This window comes from Limnovirga soli, from assembly GCF_013106755.1.
Classification (GTDB): domain Bacteria; phylum Bacteroidota; class Bacteroidia; order Chitinophagales; family Chitinophagaceae; genus Limnovirga; species Limnovirga soli.
In genome coordinates this window covers 24,269-38,760 of record NZ_WHPF01000009.1, presented here as the reverse complement: position 1 = coordinate 38,760, position 14,492 = coordinate 24,269, and the positions used below count along the sequence as shown (strand labels likewise).

Here is a 14,492-nt window from a genome sequence, read left to right as displayed (position 1 = left end):
ATAGTAAAATTGATAATTATTTAGGTTGTTCCAGCAGTTTAAAGAACTGATCTAACTGAGGCAAAATAACAATTCTAGTTCTGCGGTTGGCAGCACGGTCTTGAGCAGAACCATTGCCAGTTAATGGCACATATTCTCCACGGCCTGCGGCTGTCATTTTAGACGGTGTGATGCCATACTTATTTTGCAAAATTCTTACTACAGAAGTAGCACGTTTTACACTTAAATCCCAGTTATCAATTAAATCGCCTGAGCCTTTATAGGCTACATTATCGGTATGTCCTTCTACCATAAATTCAATATCGGGTTGGTTTTTAAGTACTGTTGCCACTTTGCCTAATACTACACTGGCTTTGTCGGTAATATCGTAACTGCCACTTTTAAATAACAGTTTATCAGAAATATCGATATACACTACACCTTTATCAACTTTAATATTGATATCCTGATCGTCGAGGTTACCAATAGCGCCTTTTAAATTCATTACCAATGCCATATTTAATGAATCCTTTTTGGCCATAGAAGATTGCAGGTTTTGGATATACATATCCTTGGCACCCAGACTTTCCAATGATTTTTTTACACTTTCGGCCTGGCTATTTGATAATACAGACAATGATTCCAGCTGATTAAGCATGGTAGTACTGTTCTGCTTTAAAAAATCGTTTTGTTTTTGTAAATCAGCAATCTGGTTTCTAAGGTTGCTATTATCGTTATCGGTAGTTGCTTTTTGGGTATTGAGATCCGTTTTTTGCTTCATACAATCATTGTATTCGCCCAATAAAGTAGAATACTTGGATGTTATTTCTGCATTTTTGGCTTCTGCATCTTTAAATTTTTTAGTGCTTACGCAAGAAAATAAAAAGAAAGGCAATACTGCCAGCAACCATTGTTTGTTTCGCATGTGAAAAGTTTTAATGAATATTAGTTTGTTTTTATCATGTACATATGGCTAGATGCCGGGGCAAATGTAATGTACAAACATAATTACAACGGTAGGTTTTCGTTAAAAAAATAAGGACGTAATGATATTATCCTATTTACAGTAAAAATTAACCATAACATGGTTTACAACCTGTTACAATACCTGTGCGAAGTGGTTTAACAAAATAAAAAACTGTCCGGTGTAACTTTTTGTAAACGGTTTCGTTTCATAAAAAATTAAACAAGCCGAAAATGAAAAAAATACTTCTACTGCTTTGCATTTGCAGCAGTTTACAAAGTTTTGCAATTTGGAAAAATATTACAGGTAATGGCGTATTAAAAACTGAAAGCAGAAATGCAGAGGGATATACTTCTATTACCTCAAGCGGTCCTTTTAACATTGAAATACACTATGGCACTGCTTCTACAATAAGCATTAAAGGCGATGAGAACATTTTGCCTTATATTGAAACCATCGTAAAAGATGGTAAACTGCTTATTAAAGTAAAAGATTTGGTGATTTTAAAACCTAAAAACACCATTCAGCTGGAAGTGAGTATGAAAACCATTAACAGCATTAGTCAAAGTGGGAGTGGCAGTATTACCGGAGAGGGTAAATTTAGCAATGACGGTCAGGCCAATTTTAATATTTCAGGTTCGGGAAGCATACAATTGGCATTTGCCAACTTTCATGAAACGGATATAAATATGAGTGGTAGCGGAAAAATTGATTTAAAGGGCAATATTGCCAGCAGTCTTGATATTACCCAAAGTGGCAGTGGCCAGATTGATTGTTTGAATACGCCCTGTGCAACGGTAAATGCTAAAATGAGCGGCAGTGGAACCATTAAAATTAATGCCACAGAAAATATTGATGCCCGTATTAGTGGCAGCGGAAAAATATATTATACCGGTAAAGCGCCCAATATAAATTCAAAAGTATCTGGAAGTGGCAAAATTGAAAAGATATAATTCTGTTTAGCTACAGGTAAAATAGAAAAGGCGGGCACATGCCCGCCTTTTCTATTAAATTTTCTTTTCTATCAATTGTGAAATGAAAAGGTCAGCTATTTATTCGCCTTTTTTGCTGCAGCTTTTTTTGCTTTCGCAGGATTGTTAGCTGCGGTTTTGGCCTTTGCCGGGTTATTTACTGCCTTTTTTGCTATGGCCGGCTTTTCAGCAAGTTTTTTGGCTTTTGCCGGATTATTGGCAGCCTTTTTAACCAATTCAGGGTTTTCTTTTGCTTTTTTGGCGGTTTGTTTAGTTGCATTTTGACCAAAACATATGCCGGTACCCAACAGTATAACAGTAGCTGCAATTAGAATCTTTTTCATTGTTTTAATTTTTAAAATGGATAATAACAACAGACCTGCTTTTATAGCGGTTGTTTAATAACCATTACCGCCCTCATGTCTAAAAAATTGTTAACTAAAATATTTTATTATTTGTCTTGTTTACTGTTTACATTCCTTAATTTAGTAAGCTATCAGTATTGCCACCATTTAAAATTGAAGTATGAGAAAAGTATCTGACGTATTGCGCCGTAAAGGAAGTAAAGTAACTACGGTGCCCTCCACCACAACTGTAATTGACGCATTACATATCATGGCCGATCAAAATATCGGTTCCGTAGTTGTGGCCGAAGAAGGCAAATTTTTAGGTATTATGACCGAAAGGGATTATTCCAGAAAAGTTGTACTAAATGGCAGATCTTCGACTGATACAACCGTTGGCGAAATTATGTCTGACCAATTTCCTGCCGTAGCAGAATCAGATACTATTGAACATTGTATGGAGTTACTTTCCTCTAAAAATCTTCGTTATTTACCTGTTATGACAAATGGCAAATTAAGTGGCATCATTTCTATTAATGATGTAGTTAAAGAAACCATTCTAACGCAGCAGGAAACCATTTCGCACCTGCATTCTTATATACATTCCTGATTCTTATTTTACAAGAACAGCTACACCAAATACACAAAAAAACCTGCAGACTGCAGGTTTTTTTGTGTATTTACAAATGAATTATTTTTTAGGTGCCGATAAAAACTGGTCTAACGCTGCAATCATACTGGGTGATTGCGGAGCAGGGGCTTTAATTGAAAGGGTTAGCCCAGCTTCTTCTATGGCTTTAATGGTATTATTACCAAAAGCCCCGATTAAAGTGCCGTTTTGCGAAAAGCCAGGATAGTTTTCCAGCAAACTTCTCACACCACTGGGGGTAAAAAAGCAAATCATATGATAGTCTTTACCTTCCAATGCTTCCTGCACATTATTACTTACACTGCGATACATAAACCCAAGCTGAAAAGCACATTTATTGTTTTTTAGCCAGTTTACAATTTCGTTATCCTGCTGGTTTTCGCTACATACATACAATAGCTTTTCATTTTCCTTATGTTTATTAATTACATCAAACATGCTTTTATTGGTACCATCGGCACCGTAAAACACCTTGCGTTTGCGGTAAAGAATAAATTTTTGTAAATAAAGTGCTACTGCTTCGGTAATACAGAAATACTTGGTATCCTGGTTAATGCTCACCTTCATTTCATCACAGGTACGAAAAAAATGATCAATGGCATTTCTGCTGGTAAATATTACCCCGGTAAAAGATACAATATCAATTTTTTGTCTTCTAAACTCACGGGAAGGTATAGGCTCTAACCTAATAAAAGGGTGAAATGTAAGTTCCACACCATGCTTTCTCGCCAGTTCAAAATACGGTGATTTTTCGCTCTCAGGCTTGGGCTGCGTTATCAATATTTTCTTGGTTTGCTTAGCACCGCCCGTTGATTTTGCGCCATTCTTTAGCATGCTGTAAACTATGTTTTAAATGCTTTTGCCTACATATGAAAACAATACCTTGTAAATTATAAGCATAGGTACTATTTCAACGGCGCAAAGATAAATGAAAAAATGTATAGGATGCACCTGTAGCGTGCCCCGCATTACTGTAAGCGAAACAATATATCTGAATAAAAACAATAAAATAACCACTACAGCAGCTACCGTAACAGTAATATCAACAATATATCCGGAGGAAAATGCCACCATCAGCAATAGCGGCAAAAGGGCCAGCCCTATTACTTTATTTATCATAAACACAATAAACCCATACACCGCCGCAGGTTCTTTTGCCTGAAAAGCCCAGCCCATAAATTGAATAATCAGGTACTTAAACATATATGCCAATGCAAGAACTGTAATACTATAGAGCGATAATTGCCAAAAATCGGCTTGCAGCCATTGCCGCTGATAAGCCAGTATGGCAATAAACAAACCGCAAACAATTACAAACAAAATATTCATTAGTAACGAGGGCAAAGTTTCCTGCATCAGCTGTTCGCGGGTTTGCTTTTGCCTAAACGATGCCTGAAACATAATGTGGAAAACATTTTGCAAATACTTGGGGAAAAGCTGCCTTATAATAGCCAAAAGCAACACCACGGCCAGTAATAAGTAAAATAAAAAGTCTTTACGCTCCACCATTCTTACAGTACCATCCTTTATTAAGGTAACAATATGGTTCCCAATAAAATCAATATTAAGTAACCGCATAAAGGCAGTATCCTGTTGCCAGTTTAGTGGTTTTTTAATAATAACCTGTGCCGCCAGCAAAGCAGAATCTACATGCAATGAATCCTTCAAACTATCTATTATTGTGCTATCACCTGCTGCCAAAGAATCAATTGGTATAATGGCCGGACTAATTCCTGAATCTTTTTTAACCGGCAGCACTTTTACCACTTTACGGCTGGTATCTTTTATTGTGGTGGCTGGCTTATTGGCTGCAGCATGGTTCTTCATGCTATCAATCATCCTTTGCAGGGCTGTATCGGTATTTTGAGCAAATAACGGTACAAAACACACTGAAAAGATTATGGTAAAAAGGTATTTGAACATAATAGTAAAGCGCAAAAATACTTGTACATTTTGTAACTGTACTGTTTATTCATTTTTTTTGTTCCCGGCTGCAGATGCAGGTGGCATCACCGCTTGCGTCGCACTCTTATGCGTTCTGTTTTCATGGCAACAAATACTGGCCAATTATATTGAAAGGTATTGCTGCAACACAATCCAACCGCACAAGTGTGCGACGCAAGTAAAGCCAAATGCATATTCTTTTGCCTGGCTAAAAAATACTCACAAACCCTATATGAATTTTAGATTGGCGCACATCTAACTGTACATCGTTTCGTTTACCCAATGCATAGGCAATGGTAAAAATGCCTGTTTTTGTTTCCAGCGAAATGCCGGTGCCGGCGCTTATATAGGTATGGCTATTGCTGGTACTATTGCTTTTATAGGCTGCATAACCACCATCAGTAAACACAAAGAAATAGCCGTTTTGTGCCAGCAAATACCTGTATTCTACAGTGCCAATGGCATAGCGGTTGGTAAAAATTCCTTCCTCATCAAAACCACGTAAGGTTTTAAAACCACCTATCTGGTACATTTCGTTTTGGTAATAATTGGCAGATTGTAACCACGCTGCCTGCACTCCCGTTTTTAAAGTAGCCTGCTTACCCAAGGGGAAATAATGCGCCGCCACCATTTTGCTTTTTACAGCATAGGTTTTTTGTTTTACGGTATCGTACAAACTGCTATAATTAAACGCCTCGTCTTTTATAGCCAGTACAGCACTATTACGCTGTATGTTTTTGCTGGCAAAGCCGGTACTTAGTTGCAATTCGTTACCCATACGTGGGTTAAACCGGTAATTGGTATTATTAAAATCGTATTGCAATACAATGCCTGTTGTAGCAAGGTCTGCAATATCGGGAAGGCGTTTGGTTATTTTTATATAGCTGGTATCCATGTTAAGCACCGCGGTATTATTCCACTGCACAAATACCGAAAGTTGTTTTTTACCCGATATGGCATAATTAGCCCCCAGTTTACCTTGAACAGTAATAAAAAAAGAATCACGTTTATACAATTCAAAACCGGCCGTAACACCCAATGGAGAATGCCCAATATAAGGCCGTTGAAAAGACAGGTTTAGCCGGGGCGATTTTGCCAGTAATTGCTGCCAGTTTATAGCCAGTGTTTCGGCATTTCCAAAAGGGTTACGCAGGTTTATATTGGCCTCTCCTGTTAGCAATAATTTACCACCCAATTGCTGATTAGCAGGTTGAAATCCCACTAAAGCATTTATTTGGTTGCTGCTTCGGCTGTTAAGGTATAAACGCACAACAGCTCCGGTATTTACCATTTCAATCTGATAGGGCTGGTATTGTACCAAAAAAGGTAAGGTAGCAAGCCGCTGATTAATATCGTCTATCTTGTTTTGGCGGTACACATCTTTATTGTTAATGCCCAGGTAACGATTAATAAAATTGGCCGATATTTTTATGTTACCACTTACTATAACCGTATCAATTAGATAAGCATTTGCTTTTTCTATATGCAGTTTGGCGCTAATATTACCTTGCTCCAGTTTTACACTATCCAAACCCACCGTGGCAAAAGGATATCCATTATCAGCAAAATATTGTATCAATTGTTCAAATAACTGCTGTAGTTTTTGTTGGTTAAAGGGTTTGGTGGCAAAAGTTTGCGGGTAAACACCCAACTGGTTTAGCAAGGGCCAATCGGCCGTAGCTACTGCAAATTGGTTCCACACATATTTTTCTCCTACAAAAAGTTGCAGGTAAACAGTGCTATCTGTTTGCCAAATACTATCTATAGCCGCTGAAATATAGCCCCTGGTTGCAAGTAATGCAGGCAATTGCTGTGCATATTGCCAGCAAACATTTTTTTGGGTAAATGTGGTTTGCAAGGGCAAAGCCTGCAAAAGATCGGTTTTATTATCCGTGGAAGTAATATGTAGGGTATACTTTTTTTGGGCCGTTACCTGTACACAAGCTATGCAACAGATAAATAACAGGTAACAACGGTATTCAAGTATTTTTGCCATTTAACAGTGAACGCTGTTTTTAATATTAAATTATTGAGCCATAGTTATTAACTGCTATAGGGCATTCGTTGCGTCGCACTCTTGTACGGCGGTAACGCTATGCAGCCAACAAAACAGCAAAGTATAACAACAGGCAAGTTTACAAAAGTTAACCACAATATGGCCGGTATTTATATTCATATTCCATTTTGCAGAAAAGCCTGCCATTACTGTAATTTTCATTTCTCTACATCAGTTAAGCAAAAAGCAGCAATGGTTAGTGCAATTTGTACAGAAGCTGCTTTGCAACAATCGTATATTCAGGAGCCGGTAGATACCATTTATTTTGGTGGCGGTACCCCATCCTTGCTTAGCCCCGCAGAATTAGAACAAATTTTACAACAGGTATTTAAACAATTTACGGTGAATACCGATGCAGAAATTACCCTTGAGGCCAACCCCGATGATATAAGTACAGAGAAGCTTACCTACTGGAAAAATGCGGGTATTAACCGCTTAAGTATTGGTATACAATCTTTTTTTGCCGAAGACCTGCAATGGATGAACCGGGCACATACTGCTGATCAGGCAAAAGCCTGTATACAATTGGCGCAACAGGCTGGGTTTAATAATATTACTATTGATCTAATCTATGGCACGCCCACTTTAACCGATGAAAAATGGCAACAAAATGTTGCTACAGCTGTGTCGTTAAATATTCCACATATATCCTGCTATGCCTTAACAGTTGAACCTAAAACCGCACTGGATAAAATGATTACCCTGCATAAGATGGAAAACGTTAACAGCGAAACACAAAGCCGTCAGTTTACACAATTAATGCAATGGGCTGATGATGCCGGTTTTGAACATTACGAAATTTCTAATTTTGCAAAGCCTGGTTTCCGCAGCAGGCACAATAGCAGTTATTGGCAGGGTAAACATTATTTGGGCTTAGGGCCATCGGCACATTCTTTTAATGGTATTAGCCGGCAATGGAATATTGCTAATAATGCCCTTTATTTAAAAAGTATTGAAGGCAATGTACTGCCCGTTGAGGTTGAAACACTTACCAATACACAGCAACTGAATGAATATATAATGATTCGGTTACGTACTATGGAAGGACTTTCTTTGAACGAAATTGCTGCCAGATGGGATATTAATGCCGTGCACAAGCTAAGAGCCGGTGCTGAAAAATATTTGAAAAATGATATGATGGTATTAAATAACAACAGCCTGATACTTACCCGAAATGGAAGGCTTTTTGCAGATGGTATTGCTGCAGATTTGTTCTGCTGACAGTCTTGTTGCAGTACAAGAGTGCGACGCAAGTAAAGCTATTACAATGGCATATTGCCTGGCTGCAAATATTAACTGTGTCTTCGTGCAACCAGCTTTTTAACGCCATTAACAACTATTACAATGGCCAGCAGTAAAGCACCCAAAGAACCATATATTGTTATTGAAATTGGCATACTTAAAGTTACACCATTTTTTAAATTAATACTGTTTCTATTTTCTTAAAACCTGTAGCGGCGGATACATGATTCCACAAAATTTGATAGATATTTTCTGCAATGGGAAGATTGGCCTGCACCTGCTGATTGGTTTCATAAACACAGCGACTGGCATTAAAACCTTCGGCTACCATATTTAGTTCTAATTGAGCTGCTTTTACTGAATAGCCTTTGCCTATCATATTACCAAAAGTACGGTTACGGCTATAGAGGGAATAGCAGGTTACCAATAAATCGCCCAAATAAACTGAAGCGGCATAGTTGATGGTATTATTATTTTCTTCGTGCTTTACTTTACGTAAAAAGCCTACCATTTCATTGGCGCTATTGGCAATGTATACACTTAAAAAGTTATCGCCATATTCCAGTCCGTGTGCTATTCCTGCGCCTAATGCATAAATGTTTTTTAAAACAGCGGCGTATTGTACGCCCATAATATCCTGATTAACTACAGTGTTAATATAGTCGGTTTTAAAATGCAGGGCAATATCTGCGGCAGCGGATTCATCAAGGCCGCCAAATGTAAGATAGGAGAGTTTTTCAGCGGCCACTTCTTCGGCATGGCAAGGGCCGAGAATTGCAAAATAATCGGATAGTTGAACGTTAAAGTTTTGCAGCAGGAATTCATTTACAAGTTGATTGGTTGATGGTACCAGGCCTTTAATGGCAGATACTATTTTTTTACCTGCAAATGCAGTTGCATTTAATGGTGCGAAAGTTTCCTGTATATAGGCACTGGGTACAGCTATGATAATGATATCTGATTGTTGAACCACATCGGCAATTTGATTGCTCATATGCAGCAGACTGGTATCAAAATAAGCACTGCTAAGGTAATGGGGATTGTGTTTTCTTTTGTTGATAGCAGCAATGGTGTCTGTATTTCTTATCCACCAGTTAATGGGGTGCTGGTTATCGGTTAATATTTTTGCAATTGCGGTTGCCCAACTACCACTTCCTATAATTCCAAACTGCATAACCATACATTTAATCTGCAAACTTACAAAATAGCAGCATGGGTAATTGCAATTGGAATTGTAAAATTACCCCGTAAATATCTTAACAGAGTTTGATGCATGTAACACTGTTGTTCGTATTATCTTTGAAACATGTCAATAGAAGTTAAGGAGTTGCTTAAAACATACGACCAGCAAAAAGCTGTTAATCATATTTCTTTTGCGGTTGGTAAAGGAGAGATAGTTGGTTTTCTTGGCCCTAATGGGGCTGGCAAAAGTACTACCATGAAAATGATTACGGGTTATTTACAACCCGATAGTGGAATAGCTATGGTTTGTGGTATTGATGTAAGCGCCAAACCCATAGATATTAAAAGAAAAATAGGCTATTTGCCAGAAGCGAATCCGCTTTATTTTGATATTTATATTAAAGAATACCTGTCATTTGCTGCGGGTGTGCACCAATTGGATAATGTGCCTCAAAAAATAAAAAATGTAATTGAACTTACCGGATTAGGTATTGAACAAGGTAAAAAAATAGGCCAGCTCTCTAAAGGCTATAAACAAAGGGTTGGATTAGCTGCAGCACTGGTGCATGAACCTGAAGTATTGATATTGGATGAACCCACAAGTGGATTAGACCCTAACCAGATTATTGAAATTAGAAATGTAATTAAGCAACAGGGACAAAACAAAACGGTACTTTTTTCTTCGCATATTTTACAAGAAGTAGAAGCAATTTGCAACAGGGTAATTATAATAAATAAGGGAGTATTGGTGGCAGATGATACACTGGCCAATTTGCAGCATAATACCAAAGGCAATTTTGTAAAGATTGTATTTAAAGAAGCATTGGATGCGAATAAGCTACAACAGCTGCATGCAGCCAAAAAAGTGATTCAGGAAAATGCTTATGGCTGGAAAATAAGTACCGATAACCCCGATGCATTACGCAAGCAATTAATGCAACTTACTATTGACGGTAATTACAATATTGTATCGCTGCAAACGGAGGGTAATAACCTTGAAGAAGTTTTTAGATCGCTTACCAAAACAGTTTAATGTGGCTGTATAAAGCTGCATTTGTTGTTGCAGTACAAGTGTGCGACGCAAGTGTTGCCCAATAGTATTTAGTGGCTGGGCCAATCATTTAAATACCAATTGAGGAACATATAAAATCTGGAATAATTCCTGATGCATCAATTTGGGCATCTGCATGGTCGGCCCTTGTATTACCGCTGAGCACCAGCATTGTTTTTACGCCAAATTTATTACCCCCAAGTACATCGGTATGCAGGGTATCGCCCACCATTAAAATCTCGTTTTTGTTAAATGTACCAAACTGATTTAGCTCGTCGAATGCATACATAAACATTTGCGAATCGGGCTTGCCAAAATGGATAAATTTTTTGGTTAGCATATTTTCTACCAGCTTGGCTATACCACCCGTTGCAACGGCTACATCGTTTTTAGAAACAGGGTACAACTTATCGGAATTGGCCACAATTACAGGTATATTTTTACGCCTTAACAGGTTTACAGTTTTGCTTATATCGTAGTTCCAATCAAAGCCTTCATCATCAAGAAATACAAAGGCGGTAATATCATTAATATCATCCAGGTTGATGTCTTTTACCGCAATATGTTCCAGGCCTGATTGTAAAATATACTGGGCAGAATTCTCAGTACCGAGATAACCAATTTTGCCGTGCAATATTTTGTGTTGCAGGTATTGCTTGGCCATCATACCCGATGTGATGATTTCGTGGTACTGTATACTTTTTAACCCAAGCTTGTAAAAGCCTTCGGCCTGTTGTTCCTGGCTACGTGAGGCATCGTTGGTGAGTATACGAATGGCAATGCCTTTTTCTCTTAATGATTCTATGGCTTGCGGAACACCCTCAATTAAACCATTATAATTTTTTATTACCCCATAAGAGTCAAGAAAAACTGCTTTAAACGTGGAAGCGATTTGTAAAAAAGATGGCTGCATCATTATGAATCGGCTTTATAAGTTGAGGGCTTTTAAAATAATATCTGCATTAAATTCTTTATCTATCGAAGGCAGGTATTTGTAATAGGCTTCTTTTTGTAGCTTGGTAGCAAAAATCTCGTGAAAAAAGTGGCGACCATCTTTTATCACATAATTCAAAATAAAGAAACGGTAGGCCTCCTTTAAAAATCTAACTTCCGGCTCTGTTAACGGATAAATATCATGATAGGCTTTTAAGAAACGCAGGAAGCGTTCCTCCATTAAGGGGCCTACATTATAGCTGAAAACAGTTTTATCGCCAATATCAGAAACTACCCTACTTAAAAAATAAAAATCCAGCATTCTGGAGCCCATTCTAAACCAGTCGTAATCCCACCTGGAAAATAATTTAAACGATGAGGTTACTGAGAAATTACCAATATTCCAATCAATAAAAACGGGTATTTTATCAAACTCATCAGCCTTAAGCAATTGCATATTTTCAATAAACAAATCACTTTGCTTTCTAATATCCTCCAAATGCATTCTGTGTTCATATTTGCCATAATCTGTTTCAAGTATGCGCAATAAATGATCCACATCTACCTTCAAAGTTTTAGAAGAAGCGGGCAATGTATTTCGTATGCTATGACATGATTTGTGCAATAAAGCCACCTGTTCCCCTAATTTAACTATTTCCTCATCATTTAATCTTCGGGGTAAGCGTTTTTTTATGGTAATAGGCCTGTAAAATACAACCCAGGCATCTAATATTTCATTTTGAAACCGGTATACAAAAAGGCTGTTCCCTTTCATTAAAGACCGGGCTAACAGATTTTCAAATGGCGCAGGCAGGTTGTTTGACAGAGAATTTATGATGGTATGATCTTCAACAAAATGTTCGTATTTACCAAAATACGACAGTTTTGCGATGATAAAATTTCTATCGCTAAAAGTTATTTTAAATACATAGTTGGTAGATACTTTGGCACTAATATCAACAATCCTAACAATTTCCCTGGTATTATCATAGGCCTGCCAGGCTTCTTTAACAATCGAAGTAAAATCTATAAATGCCATAGAATGAGTTGAGTGTTTTCAAACGACAATTAAAAAGCAATGGTTAATACTTTCAACGGCAATACGGTTTTCAATTGCCTTTTTGCAATCTTATAAAATTAAGGTAAGTATCCTTATTATTTGTCCGGCAACAGTAACATAATGCAGCTTTTCTTGCGTCGCAATACGTTCATCTGCAACAAGTATGGCGGCTGCAGGTTGTTGCAGCAGTTGGGTGCATAATTTCACACCAGGCTGGCCATTTGTTTTTGTTCTTTATTCAAATGTGCTGTAGAAGTAAGGCGTTTTTGCTTCAAACTCTGCACTGCAGGTATCTACCATTTTGTACACACGGGTAATACCCATGGCTTTACGGGTTTCATATACCTGTTCGGCTGTGCAGTTATTGTGCAATATCCGCGCCATCTGCTCATCGCTAAAACCGTTCTGCTTCGCTTCCTTCATCAGGGCTGCAGAGATGGTTTCCAGTGAATGGCCTGCAATCTCTTTCTCTATCCTGCATATTTCCTGTATCTGGTAAATAAACCACCTGTCTATGCCCGTAGCCTGTACAATTGTTTTTACCGATATGCCCTGCATCAGTGCATCCTTTATGCGGAAGATGCGGTCCCATTTAGGTATTTTAATATACTGTATCAGTTCCTCACTCTTCATCAGGCTTTTACCATAATATCCCAATCCCACTGCCTCATTCTCCAAACTCTGACAGGCTTTTTGTATTGCTTCGGTAAAACTTCTGCCTATAGCCATTACTTCGCCCACACTCTTCATCTGTAAACCCAATGTATCATTGGCCCCTTTGAACTTATCAAAGTTCCAGCGGGGTACTTTTACTATCACATAATCCAGTGCCGGCTCAAAATAAGCCGATGTGGTTTGGGTAATCTGGTTCTTTAGCTCATCCAGTGCATAGCCTATGGCCAGCTTGGCCGCTATTTTGGCAATGGGGTAACCGGTAGCTTTACTGGCCAGTGCCGAGGAACGGCTTACCCTTGGATTGATTTCTACTGCTATCAGTTCTTCTGTTTCGGGGTTTAAGGCAAACTGTACATTACAACCACCGGCAAAATTGCCCAGTGAGCGCATCATCAGTATGGCCTGGTTACGCATTCCCTGAAAAGCGGTATCACTCAGCGTCATGGCAGGAGCTACGGTAATACTGTCGCCGGTATGCACGCCCATGGGGTCCAGGTTTTCTACTGTACAAATAATTACTACATTATCATTCTTGTCGCGCAGTAGCTCCAGTTCATATTCCTTCCAGCCAAGTACAGCTTTCTCTACCAGTACTTCGTGCATGGGCGAGGCTTGCAGGCCATTCTTTAAAGCATCATCCAGTTCATCTTTACTATGTACAAAGCCGCCACCGGAACCACCCAGTGTAAAAGAAGGGCGTATTACCAATGGAAATCCTATTTGCTGGGCAAATTCCTTGCCTTCTAAAAAGCTGTTGGCTACCCTACTGGGGGCTACTGCCACACCAATACGCAACATCAGGTCGCGGAACTGCCCACGGTCTTCGGCCAGGTCTATGGCTGCCACATCCACCCCAATCATACGCACATTGTGTTTGGCCCATAAACCCAGTTCATCGGCTTCTTTACAAAGGTTAAGTGCTGTTTGTCCACCCATGGTAGGCAGCACGGCATCTATCTGGTTTTCTTCCAGTATTTGTTCCAGACTTTCGAATGTAAGGGGTAATAAGTATACTTTATCGGCCATCATGGGGTCTGTCATGATGGTGGCGGGGTTGCTATTGATGAGGATAACTTTAATACCTTCTTCACGCAGGCTGCGGGCTGCCTGTGAACCGGAGTAATCAAACTCGCAGGCCTGACCAATTACGATGGGGCCTGAGCCCACTATAAGTACCGATTGTATGGAATTGTCTTTTGGCATATCTAGATAAATTGCGCAAATGTAAGGCCTTTGCAGTTATGGTAAAGGGCCAATACCAAAACACTGCAGCCACAACCCAATTGAGGTAAACATTGCAAATTGCCGGATGAAGCTTTGTTCGATAATTACAATAGCTCAAACCTTTTTTTGCCGCCATGAAAGAGGAACCCTGAAAGGATTGCGACGCAACAGCAGCTGCTTTATGGATTTGTTGCCGGTATTAAAAAACGCATTTTGCT

13 protein-coding genes are annotated in these 14,492 nt (G+C 38.8%); 4 read left to right on the top strand and 9 right to left on the bottom strand.

Annotation, left to right across the window (positions count from 1 at the left end; all coding sequences use genetic code 11):
• Positions 1-16: 16 nt before the first annotated feature.
• A complete protein-coding gene (locus GD597_RS13405) occupies positions 17-904 on the bottom strand; it encodes an OmpA/MotB family protein (RefSeq protein WP_171608386.1) in 888 nt (295 codons plus the stop codon).
• Between the two features lie 272 nt (positions 905-1,176).
• On the opposite strand from GD597_RS13405, the gene GD597_RS13400 reads away from it, so the two are divergent.
• Positions 1,177-1,896 (top strand): head GIN domain-containing protein, encoded by a 720-nt coding sequence (locus GD597_RS13400; RefSeq protein ID WP_171608385.1) that lies wholly within the window; start codon positions 1,177-1,179, stop codon positions 1,894-1,896.
• Between the two features lie 95 nt (positions 1,897-1,991).
• On the opposite strand, the gene GD597_RS13395 is transcribed toward GD597_RS13400, so the two are convergent.
• Complete coding sequence (locus GD597_RS13395) at positions 1,992-2,258, bottom strand: hypothetical protein (RefSeq protein ID WP_171608384.1); 267 nt, start codon at positions 2,256-2,258, stop codon at positions 1,992-1,994.
• A gap of 181 nt (positions 2,259-2,439) precedes the next feature.
• On the opposite strand from GD597_RS13395, the gene GD597_RS13390 reads away from it, so the two are divergent.
• On the top strand, positions 2,440-2,868 hold the full coding sequence (locus GD597_RS13390) for a CBS domain-containing protein (protein WP_171608383.1): 429 nt from the start codon (positions 2,440-2,442) through the stop codon (positions 2,866-2,868).
• 81 nt (positions 2,869-2,949) lie between these two features.
• On the opposite strand, the gene GD597_RS13385 is transcribed toward GD597_RS13390, so the two are convergent.
• From GD597_RS13385 to GD597_RS13375, 3 genes are all read right to left on the bottom strand, one after another.
• A complete protein-coding gene (locus GD597_RS13385) occupies positions 2,950-3,741 on the bottom strand; it encodes a uroporphyrinogen-III synthase (protein ID WP_171608382.1) in 792 nt (263 codons plus the stop codon).
• A 15-nt stretch (positions 3,742-3,756) separates the two neighbouring features.
• Positions 3,757-4,734 (bottom strand): DUF4271 domain-containing protein, encoded by a 978-nt coding sequence (locus GD597_RS13380; protein WP_171608381.1) that lies wholly within the window; start codon positions 4,732-4,734, stop codon positions 3,757-3,759.
• 325 nt (positions 4,735-5,059) lie between these two features.
• Positions 5,060-6,847: a BamA/TamA family outer membrane protein gene (locus GD597_RS13375; RefSeq protein ID WP_171608380.1), complete on the bottom strand. Its 1,788-nt coding sequence runs from the start codon at positions 6,845-6,847 to the stop codon at positions 5,060-5,062.
• Between the two features lie 99 nt (positions 6,848-6,946).
• On the opposite strand from GD597_RS13375, the gene hemW reads away from it, so the two are divergent.
• Positions 6,947-8,128 (top strand): radical SAM family heme chaperone HemW, encoded by a 1,182-nt coding sequence (gene hemW, locus GD597_RS13370; RefSeq protein ID WP_317170310.1) that lies wholly within the window; start codon positions 6,947-6,949, stop codon positions 8,126-8,128.
• A gap of 196 nt (positions 8,129-8,324) precedes the next feature.
• On the opposite strand, the gene GD597_RS13365 is transcribed toward hemW, so the two are convergent.
• Entirely contained in the window at positions 8,325-9,323 is a 999-nt protein-coding gene (locus GD597_RS13365) for an NAD(P)H-dependent glycerol-3-phosphate dehydrogenase (protein ID WP_171608379.1), read from the bottom strand.
• Positions 9,324-9,455: 132 nt separating this feature from the next.
• Between GD597_RS13365 and gldA the strand changes: the two genes are divergently transcribed.
• Positions 9,456-10,364 (top strand): gliding motility-associated ABC transporter ATP-binding subunit GldA, encoded by a 909-nt coding sequence (gene gldA, locus GD597_RS13360; protein ID WP_171608378.1) that lies wholly within the window; start codon positions 9,456-9,458, stop codon positions 10,362-10,364.
• Between the two features lie 88 nt (positions 10,365-10,452).
• Here the strand turns inward: gldA and GD597_RS13355 are convergent, their stop codons facing one another.
• From GD597_RS13355 to carB, 3 genes are all read right to left on the bottom strand, one after another.
• Complete coding sequence (locus GD597_RS13355; protein WP_171608377.1) at positions 10,453-11,298, bottom strand: HAD-IIA family hydrolase; 846 nt, start codon at positions 11,296-11,298, stop codon at positions 10,453-10,455.
• A gap of 12 nt (positions 11,299-11,310) precedes the next feature.
• Positions 11,311-12,354: an aminoglycoside phosphotransferase/kinase family protein gene (locus GD597_RS13350; RefSeq protein WP_171608376.1), complete on the bottom strand. Its 1,044-nt coding sequence runs from the start codon at positions 12,352-12,354 to the stop codon at positions 11,311-11,313.
• Positions 12,355-12,609: 255 nt separating this feature from the next.
• Positions 12,610-14,253 (bottom strand): carbamoyl-phosphate synthase large subunit, encoded by a 1,644-nt coding sequence (carB, locus tag GD597_RS13345; protein WP_171608375.1) that lies wholly within the window; start codon positions 14,251-14,253, stop codon positions 12,610-12,612.
• Positions 14,254-14,492 lie beyond the last annotated feature (239 nt).